The sequence below is a fragment of the Lewinella cohaerens DSM 23179 genome, assembly GCF_000379805.1.
Taxonomy (GTDB): domain Bacteria; phylum Bacteroidota; class Bacteroidia; order Chitinophagales; family Saprospiraceae; genus Lewinella; species Lewinella cohaerens.
In genome coordinates, this window is sequence record NZ_KB903565.1 from 70811 (window position 1) to 86442 (window position 15632).

Sequence of the window (15632 nt, forward strand, 5' to 3'; positions counted from 1 at the left end):
TAAATGTGTTGAACTTTTTCAATTATGATTAATTAATATTAATAGCTTGCAAAACCCTGACTGATAATGAAATATAGAATTGCCAACCTCTGGATTTTTGTAGTTTTTCTCCCACTTTTACTGGCTTTTAGCCCAACAGTTAACCAGGGGTCTTCACCGGGAATAGAGCCTTGTAATACGAGTAATGATGTTTTTGAAGCAGGAGAGGAACTCGTGTACAAAATCTATTACAATTGGAATTTTGTTTGGTTATCAGCAGGCGAAGTCGTTTTTAGGGTTTATGACGATGGGGATGATTTTCACCTTTCTGCCCGTGGGCGTACCTATTCATCTTATGAGTGGTTTTTTGAGGTGAGAGATAATTACGACAGCTATATTAGCAAGGAGACTTTGCTGCCACGTTTATCCATTCGGGATATTAAGGAAGGCAACTACGAACGCTACGATAAAGTGACTTTTGATCAAGCCAATCAAACGGCAGTTTCGTTAAAAGGCCGCAGTCGGTCTGAAGCTACTCCAGAAAATTTCAACCTGGATGGTTGTATGCACGATATTCTCTCGATCATGTATTACCTACGTAATGTAGAAGTTTCGTCCTTGCGGACGGGGCAGGAAGTGCCAGTTAAAATATTCTTTGACAGAGAGACCTACCCTTTGAAAGTCAAATACCTTGGGGCGGAAGACAACACTAAGGTAAAAGGCATGGGCCGTTATAAGACCTACAAGTTTAGCCCGCAACTCATCGCTGGTGAAGTGTTTAAAGAAGGAGATGAGATGTCTGTATTTGTATCTCGCGACAAAAACAAGATTCCTGTATTGATTGAATCTCCTGTTTCGGTAGGTTCTGTAAAGGTTGTTTTGAAAAGCTACAAAGGTTTGAAATACGATTTTACTGCTAAAGTGAACTAATAACTATGCGATCAAAATTGGGCTTAGGTGTTTTATTGGCACTGGTGTTTTTGGCAGGATTGTGGATGAGCTACCAGTGGTTCAACTCAAGGCCGCGTGAATCGCAGCAAGTGGAATCGACGGTACTCTTAGAACGAGTCCGGGAGGTATGTCAACTTGTAACTGTAGAAGGGCAATTCACCGAGCTGTATACAGAAACAAACTTAAAGGAAGTCACGCTTTATCTACCTATACCTACTTATTGGGAGTTTTCCAAGCAGGCTCTGCTAGAAGTGAAAGGTCGAGTGTTGGTGGGGTACGATATGGAGCAAGTGAGCATCAAGGTCGATAGTACGGCCGGTCAAATTGTTCTTAGTAATTTGCCTGAGCCCTCCATTTTGGCGATTGACCACGAGATCAGCTACCGTAACCTGGAAGAGAGTTTTTTTAATAGTTTTACTCCCGAAGATTATACCCAGCTTAATCGGAATGCTAAAGAAGTTTTGCGCCGCAAAGCAGAGGAGAGTGATCTATTGGATAAGGCGCGAGAAGAAGGTAATGCTATGTTGGATGCAATCACTTTTATGGCCAAAAGTATCGGTTGGGAAGTGATCTATGAAAAACCAACCGGCAAGCTGCCAGCGCCAAAAATGGCGAATTAATAATGTCTGTTTATGCTTGCTGAAACAAACTACCAACCTTCGTGGGCGTCATCCTTTCCTAAACTGACGATAGCAGAAAGTACTCGTCTGGGAGGCGTTAGTCTTCCTCCATTTTCCTCCTTGAATTTAGGCTTGTTTACGGATGATAAAACAGCATTTGTAAAGCAAAACCGCGAACGCTTCTGTAGAGAGCTGAATTGGGATACCTCCAGGCTGGCAGGCTCTTTTCAGGTGCATAGCGATCAGGTATTACGGGTGAATACTCCAGGTGAATGGGAAGGGTATGACGCTTTGGTCACCAACCGGCCAGATATATTGCTAAGTATTACGATTGCGGATTGTACCCCCGTTTTGATTTATGATCCGATAAGTCAATCCGTAGGAGCAGCCCATGCAGGATGGAAGGGCACAGCAGGCCAGATTGCTGCCAAAACCATGATGTTGATGCGTGATGCTTATGGGACTCGTCCGGAAAACTGCTGGGTATATATAGGTACCTGTATTGCAGAAAGAGATTTCGAAGTAGACGCAGATGTTGCCGATCATTTTTCGGAAGAAGATAAGCGCTGGCATCCTCAACGGAAGAAATTTTTGGTAGACTTGAAAAAAGCTAACCGTGATCAATTTTTGCACTTGGGGGTTGCCCCCAGCCAAATAGAATTATCCCCATTTTCAACAGTTGAAGATAATGATCGGTATTTTTCTCACCGTGCAGAACGAGGATCAACCGGGCGAATGCTTGCGGTAATAGGGCTGAAACCTTAAAAGTGGCCTTATTAAAAAATTGCCCTGCGTTCTTTGAATGTTTGCCAGATATTTGAAGACGTACTTTTTAGTACTTCTTGATCTTCTGCTTTTTTCTCTGCTGTTCGATGAGGAAAAGTAAGGATGAACTTGACTCCTACCTCTTGGGATTCCAAGCTGATTGTTCCTTTATGAATTTCCATTACCTTTTTAGCAATCGCTAGCCCCAGGCCAGTACCCTGGTAGGTTTCTTTGGTAGGTAGCCGGTGGAAAGGTTCAAAAATTTTATCCTGATATTTAGAACTGATTCCTATACCATTATCCTGTACCGTAATCTGAAGCCCTTCCGGGTGACTCTTTGCACGGAGCTGGATGTGCTTGACTTTACTTTCATTATACTTGAGGCCGTTTTCTACCAAGTTCTGAAGAATCATGCCGAGTAAGGTAGCGTTACCAATAAATTTGTGCCCTTTGTCCTCTGTTTCAATGATTATCTTTTCGTCATCTTTCGCAAACTGTTGCTGCGTTTTGGCGAAAATTTCAGCAACTGAAAGTTCTTCGGTCGGCAATTGTTTACTATCCAGATGTGCGAGAGAGAGTAGGTCCTCCGTAAGTGCGTGCAAGGTTCTTGCGGAGTTCCCAACTTGTTCTATGTAGTCTTGTACCGCAGCAGTGTCTTTTTCACTGTTGGCCAATAAGGCTAAATCTGAGAAAGAGACAATTTGTCGAAGCGGCGTTCGTAAATCATGAGAAACCATATAATTTAGACGGCGAAGCTCGTCATTCGAGGTTGACAATTCTGCTAGAAGCTGCTTGTTTTTGCGTTTGGTTTGAACTATTTCTCTAATAAAGCTATCTGTAACGTAAATCAAACCGGTACAGACAGAAAGGAATATAACGGTATCATTGATAATGGTAGAAAAAGTGAGGCCAATGTTAAGCTGATAGTAATTGATCAGTTGAGCAGCTACAAATAATATCAGCACATAGAGCATCATTGATAATTGCCACAAACGAGTTCGGAAAAACATCACACTGAGGAGGATCATTAGGAAAAACGCGTATTCACCACGTACTTCTCCTTTGCTAAGGATAATCATAGTGAAAAATAAAAGAGGATAGCCTATGTAAGTTAGCCTTCTCGCCAGGTATGGTTGCTGGAAGTACTGTAGAACGTAAAGAAAGGTGTTGAATAATAATACCGACCCTCCACAGAACATCATTGTATAATCACTTGTGAAAAAGTTGACTATGATAAAACAACATGCACTGATGTTGGAAACCAATAGGAGAAGGTTTAGGTAGCGAGTCTTATGGTTGTCCCAAGAAGAAAAATCTGGGTTTTCACCTAATTGGGATAAGTACTCTAGCGCCTTGGTAATCTTGTGTGTGATGTTTACCGGGGTCATAAGAAAGTCAACTACATTTGACCCTGAGAAGGATCAATTGTATGTGTTTGCGCTGTGAAGCAGTGTGTTTGTTCAATTAAAGCAAGTAAAGCAAATCAAGCAAGTAAATATAAGCTTAATCTTTATTTGTACGATGAAAAGCAGAGGATGTTACTGATTACAGTCTAATTCATTGATTTTGGGAATTATTTCCTTTTGCCAACGCACATAGCCGTCGGCATTCATATGGAGACTGTCCTGGGTGAAGATGGTACTTATTGGGTAATGACTAATAGAATCCAGCATACTGGGGCCAATGTCCAAAAATTGAATGTCAGGATTGTTGAGCCTTCGAATAAAGCGATCTATCATCTGGTTTCCCTTTTCAAATTCCGGCCACAATGCCCAGCGGGCAGGCGAAGGTTTCATGCTTACATAGAGCACTTTACTAGAGGGAGACTTGATCAGTAGCAGTCGCAGGAAGGTGCGAAAAGAGGCCAATACATCTTTTGCTTTATAGCCATCGGTGATATCATTTTCGCCACAGTAGAGCACCACGATTTCCGGTTGGTACGGGGTAATCAAATCATCAAAAAAATAGTTGACTTGTGGCAAAGTAGAACCACCAAAGCCATGATTGAGGATTTGATAAGGAAGCGTATCAAGGTCCGTTACCATTGTTTTCCACATTCGAATACTGGAGCTGCCCGTGAATACAATGATGCCAGTGCTATCGACGAGATTGGTATCCTGAGCTCTAAACTGTTCCATAACGGGCACGTAGCCCAGGTAGGTAGAGTCGAAAGAGATAATAATATTTTCGGGATCGTCAAGCAGTGCCCGCATCCCTTGAAAACGAGGCGAACAACTTAAGATACTCAACAGGAGGATGGCCAGAATTCTTTTCATAATCGTTTATACTTCTCTTCTTCGGTCAATTAGACGAAGAAAGATAACAGAGGTTCTGTTTTTAGGATACTTTTTATTAAAAATTTAACACATGAACGACTTCTAACGTGCTGCGTTTCTCTAATTAATTGTCCAAGGATAAAACTAATTGATCATAGGCAATGCAGACATTTTCCGGTAACAGTTTTTCTACGTCCTGGTGAGCACCCATCTTATGGCTGAGGTGTGTCAGGTAAGCCTGTTGTGGGTTGATTCGCTCAATAAGAGCGAGTGCTTCCTTTAATTTTAGGTGGCTATGATGGTCTTCATGGTGCAACGCACTGATGACGAGTATCTGCAAGTTATCCAGTTTTTCCAATTCTTTATCAGTAATCCGCTTAATGTCGGTGAGGTATGCAAAGTTGCCTATCCGATACCCTTGAATGGGTAAACGCCCATGGAAATAGCGAATAATGCCGATATCAAAATCACCTATCTGGATAAGTTCTTTTTGATTAGTATGGTGCAACTCAAACCGAGGAGCGCCCGGATAAGGGTCTTCTGCAAAAGCATAGGCAAAACGTTCCTGTAGTTCTCCGGCAACTCTTTCGTCGCAATAGATAGGCATAGGGGTGAGTTGCCGAAAAATAAAAGGTCGGACATCATCGAGGCCAATGATATGGTCGTTGTGTTCATGCGTCAGCAATACGGCGTTGAGGTCAGTGACTCCGGCACGTAGCATTTGCTGCCGGAAATCCGGTCCCGCATCAATGACAATTTGCTGGTTTTCTTTACGTAATAGAACGGCTACTCGTAATCGGTTGTCCCTGGGGTCTGTTGATTGACACACAGAACAGGAGCAACCAATTACGGGTATTCCCTGTGATGTACCTGTTCCTAAAAAAATAATTTCCATAATAGTTGTGACTTTCTAACAATACACCGTCTTAAAAGCAAGTAAACACCCAAGGCAATAAGGTGGTTAACTCCACAGCATAATAACATCCCAAAAGGGAAACTACACAAATATCCCAACAACGAAGCCTGCTAATTTTTATGCAATGTTTTCGCAGGCATAATCCCACGAACATTTTTCCAGAGCGCCTTTGTTTGATAAAAGGCCCAAAAGTTATCCCAAGCAGAGGCTCCAGCCTCTGCTTTTTTTATGTCCACTTATTGCGCAGAAAATAGATTACGATTTTTCTGAGTTTTTCAAATAGTTAACACGCTTGAATTGAATCGCTTAGCTAACTATTATGAAAAACAACCACGTAGTAGACGCGAAGCGACCACGTAGTAGCGGCGTAGCCAAATCGCAATCTATTTTTGTGCTGTTTCTTAAAAAATAGCGGTCACTTGTGCTCGCCCTACGTGTACCGTATTGGCCTGACCTGTTTGTCGTCCCTCGTAGGTGAGCGTCATCTGTAGGTAACGCCCTAGCTGGCGGGTGAGGCTGGCATTCCATATCCAGTTGCGGCCAGGTTGTAACCCATTGAGCAACACAAAGCCAATCGGGGATCGTGGATCACCGTCAAGTTGGAGTTCTACATAACGGGCACTGGCCCGCATCCACTGCTTATAGTTGCCCTCTAGTTGCAGTTCGTGACGTTGTAGGTGTTCATCCGTATTCTCCAGGTTGTTTTCCTCTTCTTGTAGAAGGTATGTCAGCGTAAGGCGATAGTCTTGTCCCGGCTGATAACTGAGTGCTGGCTGTAACCTGTAGCCCAAAAGCTGATAGTCTTTGTTGTTGAAAAACTCCGAATCGGCGCTGCGTTCCGTGCGGGCACCTTCCATTCGGAAGGTAGTCGCATTGTTCAAATTCCAACGTGCCCTCATAACTGTACTGCGTAAAAGGCGGCTCTCAAAACCTGTGGTGGGGACCTGCCTGCGGGGCTGGAGGTTGTATTCCAGTTGCAAATCGTACTTAGTGGATCGCCGGTTGAAGAACAGCAAGTGGCGTTGATTAGCACTCACCGCAACGAGGGCACTATCAGGTAGCGACAACTGAAAAGGATTCCAGCTTTGTACCCCTGGGAATGCTCGTACCTTGCGGTTGACAGATAAGCTGGATTGCCAGGAAAAACGGTTTGCAAACTTTTGCCAGCTCTTTTCTGTTTTTGCCCACCAGCGGCTAGGGTCAATTTGTAGACTCTGGTTAAGCGTGACGTTGTCGGTGCGGATAAAATCGTCAGTAAAGATACTTACACGGATGTGGTCAGCGATATCGGGAAAGGGGGCAATTTCCATCTCGTTGGGTTGGATTTTACCATCGTTGTTGTAGAGGCTGTCTAGCCAAATGTACTGCCCTTGACCAGCACCTACAAAGAGATAGATGAATTCGACCCTAGGCTCTTGCCCCGAACCAATCTCGTAGGTGGTGTTACTGCGTATTCCTCCTTTTAATGCGTTGGCCGTTACATCGATCCGCCCGAGCAAGGTTTTTGCGGGCTCCAGATCGGTAAGCTCGGTGTCGAGAATTTTTAGTTCACGGTAAGTGAGGTTGCCACTGGTGTTAAAGGACTTACTTGGCCGCCAGCGGCCGTTGATTTCTCCTTCTTGAGCACGACTAGCGGTGCGGAATTCGCTCCCTTGTGGCTGGTAATCCGTCCGGTCTCTAAAGCTGGCACCCCATTGCCATTGTTCCTGTTCGGGGCTTTGCAAACTGGCGATGTAGCGTTGGAAGTAAAAGCTGCTCAATTCCAGTTCAGTACTTCCGTTAGTAGTGCGTTCGCTTTTTTCTTCTTGCGCGCTCAGGTTGAGTTGCCAATTGTTCCAGCGGGTAAATTTCTTTCGGAGCTGTAGGTTTGGTCGGGTAAAGCGGGTATTGAGCACAGGAGTTGTACTGTTGAGCCAGCTGTTACTTCCGTTAATTTCCCAGCCTTTGATTTGCCAGCGCAATTCGGCCGCGTGGCGCTGGCCCTCGTATAAAGAGTCACGTAAAAAACTAGACCAGCGATACCTGACTTGGCCTTTGTCTGGATGTCCTACCGCCAGATTGACGCCTGCAAGCTGTTCTTCAGCCGGAGCTGTATTGCCAATGCCGTTGACAGAAGCCAAGCTCCAATCTCGCAAGAACTCTGGCGAGCGATAAGGGTTGATAGCCCTGAAGTTTTCCTGCACCCATTCATATTCAGCGCCTCCCTGTAGTTGCCAGCCGGTAGAATCGGTGCCTAATTGCCATTTTTGATCCCAGTCCAGCCGGGTAGCGATGCCGTTGTCGTTGTTGGCATCCAAGCGACTAAAGCGGTTGAGGTCTTCCTGGCTGTAGCCTAATTCAGCCCGGATTTCTCCTTGTTTGCCCACCTGGTAGCTTCCCCCCGTTGTAATGAGCCGCTGCAACTTGGGAGCGGTGAGCTGGCGAATCGGAGAATAATTACCTAGTGGGCTACAATCACTTGGATCAGGGGCAACCCAGCGGAAGGCTCGCTCATTGGCCGTAAGGGCAGGGTCGAGCACATAGTTGCCTTGGCCTTCGCCCACAAAAGCAAAACTAGCGACCAGAAGGCCTTCGTTGTCAAAACGTAAAAACTGGTAAAGGCTGTCCACGCCGTTGCAAGAAATGAGTGTGTCTACCGTCGAGTAAGTAGCACGTTGGCTATCTGGAGCATCCAGGTTGTTGATTGTTGAGATAAACGCATTTGAGAGTTGGTCGCCAGCATCTTGGAGGCGTTGGCGTTCGTTGTCGCTGAGCTCCAGGTCGCCGGTAGCTGTTTTACTATCTTGTTGACTATAGACGTTTACGTAAGCTTTCCAACGGTCTCTTTGATAATGAGAGCTGCCTGCGTACAAAGAACGGAGGTATCGCTGGTCGGCATACTCAAATTCGACCGCTATCCTACTGTCTTTGGTGACCAATCTACGGGCAGTAAAAGTAACTTCTCCCTGGTTGTAGTCAATGGTATAATCCGCATCACGGCCACGTTGAAGGGTTTGCCCATCCAGAATTACTTTTTCCGTTCCTGCCAGAACAATGATAAATCGTTCACCACTGCCGCCTTGTAGTTTGTAAGGTCCTTGGTTGCCCTCCTGGGTGATCAGCTGTTGGCGACGAAATTGCCCTCGGGCGATGGCCACGCTCGCTGAGTTACTCCAACTTCCTCCCTGATCGTCTAGCCGACTTGTGCTAAAGGTGGCTCCTTCCAATTTTTTAAAATATTGCAAAAAATAACTATCAGGACTACGTAGTTCATAGTCTCCTGCCGTCAGTTGAGTGCGGTCTTTTTCTAAACGAATAAAAATGCGGTCGAAGTCGCGTAGCTGTCGTGTATTGCCTTCCGGCTGAATAGGGAGGTTTTCATCTGTAATGGCTGCCGTGACTTGGATGCCATCTCCAATTTCTCCTGCGAGTTGGAGGTTGAAGCTGGAGTTGAGGACCAAATCCTGTCGATTACCGAAGGAAAGGCCACGACTAAAACTGCCACTATAATTAAGGCGTTGCCCATCGAGCAAGCTGCCGTCGCGAGCATAGGGATTATAATTGCCAATGATGAGGCCCGTGGGGTTGTCTTCTAGTTGAGTGGTGTCGAGCAACGAAAAAGGAGCGGTTAGTTGGTAGGGCAATACGCGGTAACGCAGTAGAATACTGTCTTCTGAAGCGGGTTTGAGCCAACGAAACTCCTGTTGTTCGAAAGTGTAAAAACTACTGTCGTAAAGGGTGCCGGAAGCCCGGAATGCCTGAATGCTAAAGGGAACGACGGTTAAGCTGTCCAGCGTAAAACTACCTTCGGAGGCTACCCATTGATAACGTTGATTATTCCAGCTACCATTCTGGGCTTGTCCTGGCAGTGCCAAGAAAAGACCTATTGTCAATAGGTACCAGCAGCGTAGCAGTTTTCTAATCATTAATTCTTATTGCGCAAAAAGCAAAGGCTCCATTTGTTTTGTTCCTCATGGAACGGGAGAATGAAAAACTTATTGGATAGCAAGAATTCCCTATCTTTCGAATCCTCAAGTCTACTCTTATTATGAAGAACTATTTACTACCCGTTTTTTTGTTACTGATGTTCACCTTTCCTCTTTTGGGTCAGGACAAGGACAAAACTCCGCCAACAATTACGGAATATACCAAAGATTGTACTGCCTATTCTGGCTATTTTAATTTTTACTGGCAGGAAAGTAGTGGCAAGCTGTTGTTGGAAATCACGCGTTGGAACGAAGAGTTTCTCTACGTTAACAGCCTTACGGGTGGTGTGGGTTCAAACGATATTGGCTTAGACCGGAATCAACTGGGTTCCGACCGGATCGTCAAGTTTGTTCGCTCAGGCCCTAAGGTGCTGATGGTTCAACCGAACTATGAATACCGTGCAGTGAGTGACAATATCGAAGAGCAACAATCTGTAAAAGATGCTTTTGCGCAGTCGGTACTGTTTGGTTTCAAAGCGGTAGCTATAGAAGGTGACCGATTGCTGGTAGATTTAACCCCTTTTTTGCTACGTGATGCCCATGATGTGATTGGCCGCCTAAAGGGCAATAAGCAGGGGACTTATAAAACGGATGCTGCTCGGAGCATGATCAACCTGGAACGCTGTAAGAGCTTCCCGAAGAACAGTGAATTTGATGCGCTGGTAACTTTTGTTGGCGATGCTACGGGGCGTGATATCCGGTCGGTGACGCCCAATGCGGATGCCGTTTCGGTGAGTCAGCACCACAGCTTTGTAGAATTACCAGATGATGGTTATGAACCGCGAGTTTATGACCCTCGTTCGGGATATTTTCCTTTTAGCTATTACGATTACGCTACGCCTATTGACCAACCGTTGGTGAAGCGGCTGGTTACCCGACATCGTTTGGCAAAAAAAGATCCTTCTGCGGCTATTAGTGATCCGGTAGAGCCTATTGTCTACTACCTGGATCGGGGTACACCAGAACCTATTCGGTCGGCCTTGTTGGAAGGCGGCCGCTGGTGGAACGAGGCTTTTACAGCAGCAGGTTATCGCAATGCCTTTCGGGTAGAAGTACTCCCTGCGGATGCTGATCCGATGGATGTGCGCTACAATGTTATCAACTGGACACACCGGAGTACCCGTGGCTGGAGTTATGGCAGTTCTGTGGTTGACCCCCGTACGGGCGAGATTATCAAAGGCCATGTGTTACTGGGGAGTTTGCGGGTTCGCCAGGATTTTCTCATTGCTCAAGGCTTGGTTGCTGCTTACGAAAACGGAGACGAAGCCGATCCTCGCTTGTTAGAGATGGCACTAGCAAGGTTGCGGCAACTTTCGGCACACGAAATTGGCCACACTTTGGGCTTGGCGCACAACTTTGCTGCCAGCTACAATGATAGGTCATCTGTGATGGACTATCCACATCCTTATATTCGTATTGATGCTGATGGTAGCATTGCCTATGACCAAGCTTATGATACGGGTATTGGCGCTTGGGATAAGCGGACGATTATGTATGGTTACCAGGATTTTCCGGAAGGACAAAACGAAGCTGATGGCTTGCAGGCTATCTTGTCTGAAAACCGTCAGCTTGGGCTTAAGTATATTTCCGATCCGGATGCTCGGCCAGTAGCAGGCGCTCACCCTCATTCACATCTTTGGGATAATGGACAGTCTGCTACGGAGGAGCTACGTAGGTTGAGTTTGTTGCGGAAGCGGTCAATGATTAATTTCAGCGAGAAGAATATTGCAGTCGGCGCACCGATGTCTACACTGGAAGATGTACTGGTTCCTATCTATTTTATGCATCGTTACCAAACGGAGGCTGTTTCTAAATTAGTTGGAGGAGTTGATTATTCTTATGCTGTACGCGGAGAAGGTAAGGTGGAAACAATAGAGATTATTCCTAATCAAGAGCAACGCAACGCTTTCAAAGGCATGTTAGAGACGCTTGACCCTGATTTTCTAATGATTCCAGAACATATCTTGGCACTTATCCCACCTCAAGCTTATGGTTATCAGCGTGGGCGTGAACAATTCAAAGTTCATACAGGAATAACACTGGACCCTTTGGCAGCTGCCGAGGCTTCGGCTGATTATACTTTCAAGTTTCTACTCAACCCACAGCGTTTGGCACGCTTGGTCGAGCAATCTGCCCGTAAGCCTTATTATTTGTCGGCTACTGAAGTGATGGCCACTACTCGTAAGCAATTACAAGACGAAGTTGCCAGTGGTGCCGGTAATTACCAGCATGCATTGGCCAGAGTGGTAGAACAACGTTTCGTTTACCATTTGATGACGGTCGCTGCCCGAAATGATATCCAACCACAAGTCGCCGCCGCTGCGCTTTCGACCTTGATAGATATAGAGGCTCTGATCCCTGAACGCCTCACGGCGACGGCAACAAATAGCCCTGACAGGGCACATTTACGTTATCTGCGGGAACAAATTCAGCAATTCCGGAGGTCGCCAGAACAATTTAAGGTTCCTGCAGCTCCAGGCTTGCCCGATGGCTCTCCGATTGGTTGTGGTGGCAGGATGTAAATACGGATGCGTGGCAGGACGACCTGATACATTAAAGTATAGGGTACTATATGAGCACAAAGGCTGTTAGAAATACGGACAGTGCTCTAGCTTATACTGAGTAGCTCATTTGTCAACAGAGCGAACAATAGCAATCTTAGTCTTGATCGTATTCTTGGTCGCCAACAGATTAGGGAGTGATTTTCTATTGGGAAAACGAGTATAAGTGAGTGTTGTTGGCTTGTTGAATGATGAATCGATACCTTGGGGGCGGTCGGCGATTTTTTTCGAGATAGGGCTTGTCGAGCTGCCTCTAACACTATAGCCATCAAGTAGAGAAGAGGAAGGCTGCTGAAGAGCAAGATGATTTTGAGGTAAAAAAGGAGATGTCTGCTGTCCGTAAAGGAGGTGTGCCGTGAGTAGTAGGCATACGGGTGCTAAAAAGAGTTTCATACAATTAGGGTTTAGTGAACAGAGCTGTGTGTGTTGGCAAGAGGGAAAAACGACTTTAGACAAATAAAAGCAAGAAGCTGGATAATGGTAGGTTTGATGGGATGAACGGTAGGTTTGATGGGATGAATGGGGTGGTTTTGAAACAAAAACGACTACGCCTCCTTGTGTTTTGAGGAAAAAGTGCAAACGATGAAAAAGAAAATACGCGTATTGATTGTCGAAGATGAGTTTATAACCTTGGATGCATTGAGGGATGAGTTGGAAGATATTGGTTACGAAATATCAGGAGATGCCATGCGTGCTGATGAAGCTTTGGTGATCCTGGAGCGTGGCGATACGGATATTGCCATATTAGATATTCACCTCAAGGGCAGTGAGTCTGGGATTTGGCTAGCTGCTCGAATCCGGGATAAATACAAAATTCCGTTTATTTTTCTTTCTGCTTTTAGTGACCAGCATACGATTGCGAAGGCGGCTGAAACAAAGCCTTCCAGTTATTTAGTCAAGCCTTTTACCTCTGCTGATTTGTACACATCCATTGAGTTGGCCTTGCTTACTCACGCCAAAAATGTAGAGGAACTACATTTACCAGCGTCTCATACCAAGGTTACGAATGAACTACTCATAAGAGACAGCATTTTTGTAAAAGACGATCTTACTTACAAAAAAATCTTGATCAGAGACATTTTGTACGTAGAAGCTTTCAAGAATTACCTAGAGCTTTACCTTCCACAAGGGAGTCATGTAATTCGTTCTACGCTCAAAGAGTTTCTTGCTGTTTTACCTGCCGAGTATTTTATGCAGACGCACCGTTCTTTTGTTGTGAATATGGAGAAGATTGATGAAGTAGGGGCCAATTTTTTGCAAATTGGCACAGCAAAAATACCGATCAGCCGCAATCAGAAAGAGGAGGTTTTGAGTCGCTTGAAGTTTTATTTCTAATGAGCTTGGCTAAAGTCAAGCTTAGCGTTTTGGGGGTAAATGAAATTCTCCAACAAGCGCTATCTAATATTCCAATCAATGATAACTATTGAAGGGATGACTAAGTATTGTCAATGGCAGTTTGGGGCAGTAGTGTTGGTTGCAGTATGTGTCTTGGCAGCCCCTTTAAGTGTGCGTGCCCAAGACGATTGGGTTGACAGTATCCACCTTGAATTGTTGCAAGCCGAAGCCGCGCACCAAATAGTCCTTTTTCAGTCACTTGCTGAATACTACCACCCACGGCAGCCAGATAGCAGTGCCAGATATGTTCAGCGCATGGTCCGCATGGCTGAAGGCTTTGCAGACCCTGCTGCTGCATCAGAAGCATGGCGAATGGTAAGCTCTGTTTACATAAAAAGAAGCCAAATAAAGGAGGCTTCGGATTATGCTAGGCGGGCTTTAAAGCAACTGGAGAACTGCACGTCGCCCGCCTGTTTAGAGGAAAAATACGAGGCAGCTAGCGGGTTGGACTATTGCTTGACAAGACAAGGGAAACACGGAGAGGCCGTAGATGTCCTTTTACCCTTGCAGGCTTTTGAGAAGGAATTCGGGAAGGAGAAAAAAGCCATGCTTTGTCTTAGGCTAGGGGAGTCGCTCAATGAAATTGGAGATTATGATGAGGCCTTGGCTCAATTAAACAAGGGGTTGGCCTACAGTCGGGAGTTAGGAAATAGAAATACAGAACAGGAAATACTGGCCATCATATCGATTACGTATTATTATCTGGGCGACCTGGATAAATCCGTACGGATTGCTAAAACAAGCCGCGCAATTGCTAGTGAACTCCAGAATAAGAATGCTGAATGTTATTTGCTATACATTATTGCTGATACTTATGTAAGTCTTGCGCTCTACGATAGTGCAAGGCACTATTTTGAGCAATTACGAGAAGGATCTCTTGCGCTTAATAATGATGATTACTATGGATTTGCCATTGGCGGCTTATTTCGTAATGCGCTCTTGCAGGGGAATGATAACCTGGAAAAATACGCAAGAGCAGCTAAAGAGATTCTGGAGAACGGAAAAACCTATCAACAGTTACACGTCAAGCGCAATATTTACAGTTCGTTCAGTGATTATTATTTACAAAAAGGTGATTACCAAAAAGCAGAGGAATATGCCTTGAATCATCTTCGTCATGTTCGGAAATTTGAGGCGGATACTACGGAGTTGGTCGTTTTTGCGCTAGAAGAATTGTCGAAAATTCAAGCAGCCATTGGTAGTTTTGAAAAAGCTTGGCATACTTATGATACGTTCTACCAGCTGAAAATGGCGATAGTAGACAATAATCAGCATCGAGCCCTCGCTCAAGCCGCCGTAGAAATGGATTTGACAGAGAATGAACTGGCTCGCCAGGTTGCCGAAAAAACAGCACGGCTTGAGCAACAAACTACGGCTATTCGTACACGGCTTTTTCTAGGTTCACTAACGGTAGCGGCCATTGTTTTAGTGGGCTTGTTGTGGGCTTATCGTCGTGCTCAGCGAGATAGACAGCTTATCAAGCAGAAAAACGAACAGATCGAAACATCCCTTGCCGAAAAAGAAGTACTCCTGCGCGAAATTCACCACCGCGTAAAAAACAACCTCCAAATCATCTCTGGCCTGTTGGGTAAGCAGGCTCGCAAATCCTCAGATGTAGCAGTGCGGAAATTGGTCAAGGAAGGACAGGAACGCATACAGTCGATGGCCCTCATTCATCAAAATTTATACGAATCCGACCAGCTGAGTGGCATCGATATCAAATCCTACTTGCAGGAACTGAGTCAAAATATTCAGAAAAGCCAGGCGGTCAGTCCCGAACAAATTCAACTTAACCTTGATGTTGATACCGAAAACCTGGATATAGACACGGCCATCCCCGTAGGCTTGATCCTCAACGAACTACTTACCAATAGTTATAAATACGCTTTTCCCGCCCAAAGAAAAGGCAGGATAAAAGTAGATTTTAAGAAAAAGGAAGATCGATACCTGCTGCAAGTCAGTGACGACGGGATAGGGTTTACCCCCGAACAAATAGAAGCAGGTAAGAGAACCAAATCGCTGGGCTTGAGTTTAGTCAATGGCTTAGTGCGGCAACTGTCGGGCACCATCGAATGGCTAGCTGTAGAGCGAGGTACGATGATCAGTATTCAGTTTTGAAAAATTTGGGGCTATGCCGGTAGTGGTGTTGCGTAGCAAACACCACTACGCCACCGGGCTGTCGGTCGCTGTCGCTCCTGCCCATC

Annotated in this window: 11 protein-coding genes; 6 read left to right on the forward strand and 5 right to left on the reverse strand. The window is 45.3% G+C overall.

Going from position 1 to position 15632, the window contains the following annotated elements:
• The first annotated feature begins 66 nt into the window (after window positions 1-66).
• From A3EU_RS0121670 to pgeF, 3 genes are read left to right on the forward strand one after another with little or no spacing between them, the layout of a single operon-like run.
• On the forward strand, window positions 67-909 hold the full coding sequence (locus A3EU_RS0121670; protein WP_020538301.1) for a DUF3108 domain-containing protein: 843 nt from the start codon (window positions 67-69) through the stop codon (window positions 907-909).
• 5 nt (window positions 910-914) lie between these two features.
• A complete protein-coding gene (locus tag A3EU_RS0121675; RefSeq protein ID WP_020538302.1) occupies window positions 915-1550 on the forward strand; it encodes a DUF4230 domain-containing protein in 636 nt (211 codons plus the stop codon).
• A 12-nt stretch (window positions 1551-1562) separates the two neighbouring features.
• Window positions 1563-2315 carry a peptidoglycan editing factor PgeF gene (gene pgeF, locus A3EU_RS0121680; RefSeq protein ID WP_020538303.1) on the forward strand — a complete coding sequence of 251 codons (753 nt, stop codon included), beginning with the start codon at window positions 1563-1565 and terminating at the stop codon, window positions 2313-2315.
• 11 nt (window positions 2316-2326) lie between these two features.
• Here the strand turns inward: pgeF and A3EU_RS0121685 are convergent, their stop codons facing one another.
• From A3EU_RS0121685 to A3EU_RS0121705, 4 genes are all read right to left on the reverse strand, one after another.
• Window positions 2327-3394 carry a sensor histidine kinase gene (locus tag A3EU_RS0121685; protein WP_169433387.1) on the reverse strand — a complete coding sequence of 356 codons (1068 nt, stop codon included), beginning with the start codon at window positions 3392-3394 and terminating at the stop codon, window positions 2327-2329.
• Window positions 3395-3853: 459 nt separating this feature from the next.
• The gene (locus A3EU_RS31350; protein ID WP_020538305.1) at window positions 3854-4591 is read right to left on the reverse strand and encodes a GDSL-type esterase/lipase family protein; all 738 of its coding nucleotides are present in this window, start codon (window positions 4589-4591) and stop codon (window positions 3854-3856) included.
• Window positions 4592-4715: 124 nt separating this feature from the next.
• Window positions 4716-5486: an MBL fold metallo-hydrolase gene (locus A3EU_RS0121695; RefSeq protein WP_020538306.1), complete on the reverse strand. Its 771-nt coding sequence runs from the start codon at window positions 5484-5486 to the stop codon at window positions 4716-4718.
• A 422-nt stretch (window positions 5487-5908) separates the two neighbouring features.
• Entirely contained in the window at window positions 5909-9412 is a 3504-nt protein-coding gene (locus A3EU_RS0121705; protein WP_020538308.1) for a hypothetical protein, read from the reverse strand.
• Between the two features lie 122 nt (window positions 9413-9534).
• On the opposite strand from A3EU_RS0121705, the gene A3EU_RS0121710 reads away from it, so the two are divergent.
• Entirely contained in the window at window positions 9535-11994 is a 2460-nt protein-coding gene (locus A3EU_RS0121710) for a zinc-dependent metalloprotease (protein ID WP_020538309.1), read from the forward strand.
• A gap of 105 nt (window positions 11995-12099) precedes the next feature.
• On the opposite strand, the gene A3EU_RS0121715 is transcribed toward A3EU_RS0121710, so the two are convergent.
• Entirely contained in the window at window positions 12100-12426 is a 327-nt protein-coding gene (locus A3EU_RS0121715) for a hypothetical protein (protein ID WP_020538310.1), read from the reverse strand.
• A 189-nt stretch (window positions 12427-12615) separates the two neighbouring features.
• Here A3EU_RS0121715 and A3EU_RS0121720 point away from each other — a divergent pair, with 189 nt between their 5' ends.
• Together A3EU_RS0121720 and A3EU_RS33160 are read left to right on the forward strand one after the other, a co-directional pair.
• A complete protein-coding gene (locus tag A3EU_RS0121720; protein ID WP_020538311.1) occupies window positions 12616-13368 on the forward strand; it encodes a LytR/AlgR family response regulator transcription factor in 753 nt (250 codons plus the stop codon).
• 96 nt (window positions 13369-13464) lie between these two features.
• Window positions 13465-15546, forward strand: coding sequence for a histidine kinase dimerization/phosphoacceptor domain -containing protein (locus A3EU_RS33160; RefSeq protein ID WP_052331325.1), 2082 nt, complete (start codon window positions 13465-13467; stop codon window positions 15544-15546).
• The last annotated feature ends 86 nt before the right edge of the window (window positions 15547-15632 follow it).

Excerpts from the sequence above, each read along its gene's own strand:
- A3EU_RS0121670 (WP_020538301.1), top strand. The coding sequence starts at position 67 with ATGAAATATAGAATTGCCAACCTCTGGATTTTTGTAGTTTTTCTCCCA.
- A3EU_RS0121675 (WP_020538302.1), top strand. The coding sequence starts at position 915 with ATGCGATCAAAATTGGGCTTAGGTGTTTTATTGGCACTGGTGTTTTTG.
- pgeF (WP_020538303.1), top strand. The coding sequence starts at position 1,563 with ATGCTTGCTGAAACAAACTACCAACCTTCGTGGGCGTCATCCTTTCCT.
- A3EU_RS0121685 (WP_169433387.1), bottom strand. The coding sequence starts at position 3,394 with ATGATTATCCTTAGCAAAGGAGAAGTACGTGGTGAATACGCGTTTTTC.
- A3EU_RS31350 (WP_020538305.1), bottom strand. The coding sequence starts at position 4,591 with ATGAAAAGAATTCTGGCCATCCTCCTGTTGAGTATCTTAAGTTGTTCG.
- A3EU_RS0121695 (WP_020538306.1), bottom strand. The coding sequence starts at position 5,486 with ATGGAAATTATTTTTTTAGGAACAGGTACATCACAGGGAATACCCGTA.
- A3EU_RS0121705 (WP_020538308.1), bottom strand. The coding sequence starts at position 9,412 with ATGATTAGAAAACTGCTACGCTGCTGGTACCTATTGACAATAGGTCTT.
- A3EU_RS0121710 (WP_020538309.1), top strand. The coding sequence starts at position 9,535 with ATGAAGAACTATTTACTACCCGTTTTTTTGTTACTGATGTTCACCTTT.
- A3EU_RS0121715 (WP_020538310.1), bottom strand. The coding sequence starts at position 12,426 with ATGAAACTCTTTTTAGCACCCGTATGCCTACTACTCACGGCACACCTC.
- A3EU_RS0121720 (WP_020538311.1), top strand. The coding sequence starts at position 12,616 with ATGAAAAAGAAAATACGCGTATTGATTGTCGAAGATGAGTTTATAACC.
- A3EU_RS33160 (WP_052331325.1), top strand. The coding sequence starts at position 13,465 with ATGACTAAGTATTGTCAATGGCAGTTTGGGGCAGTAGTGTTGGTTGCA.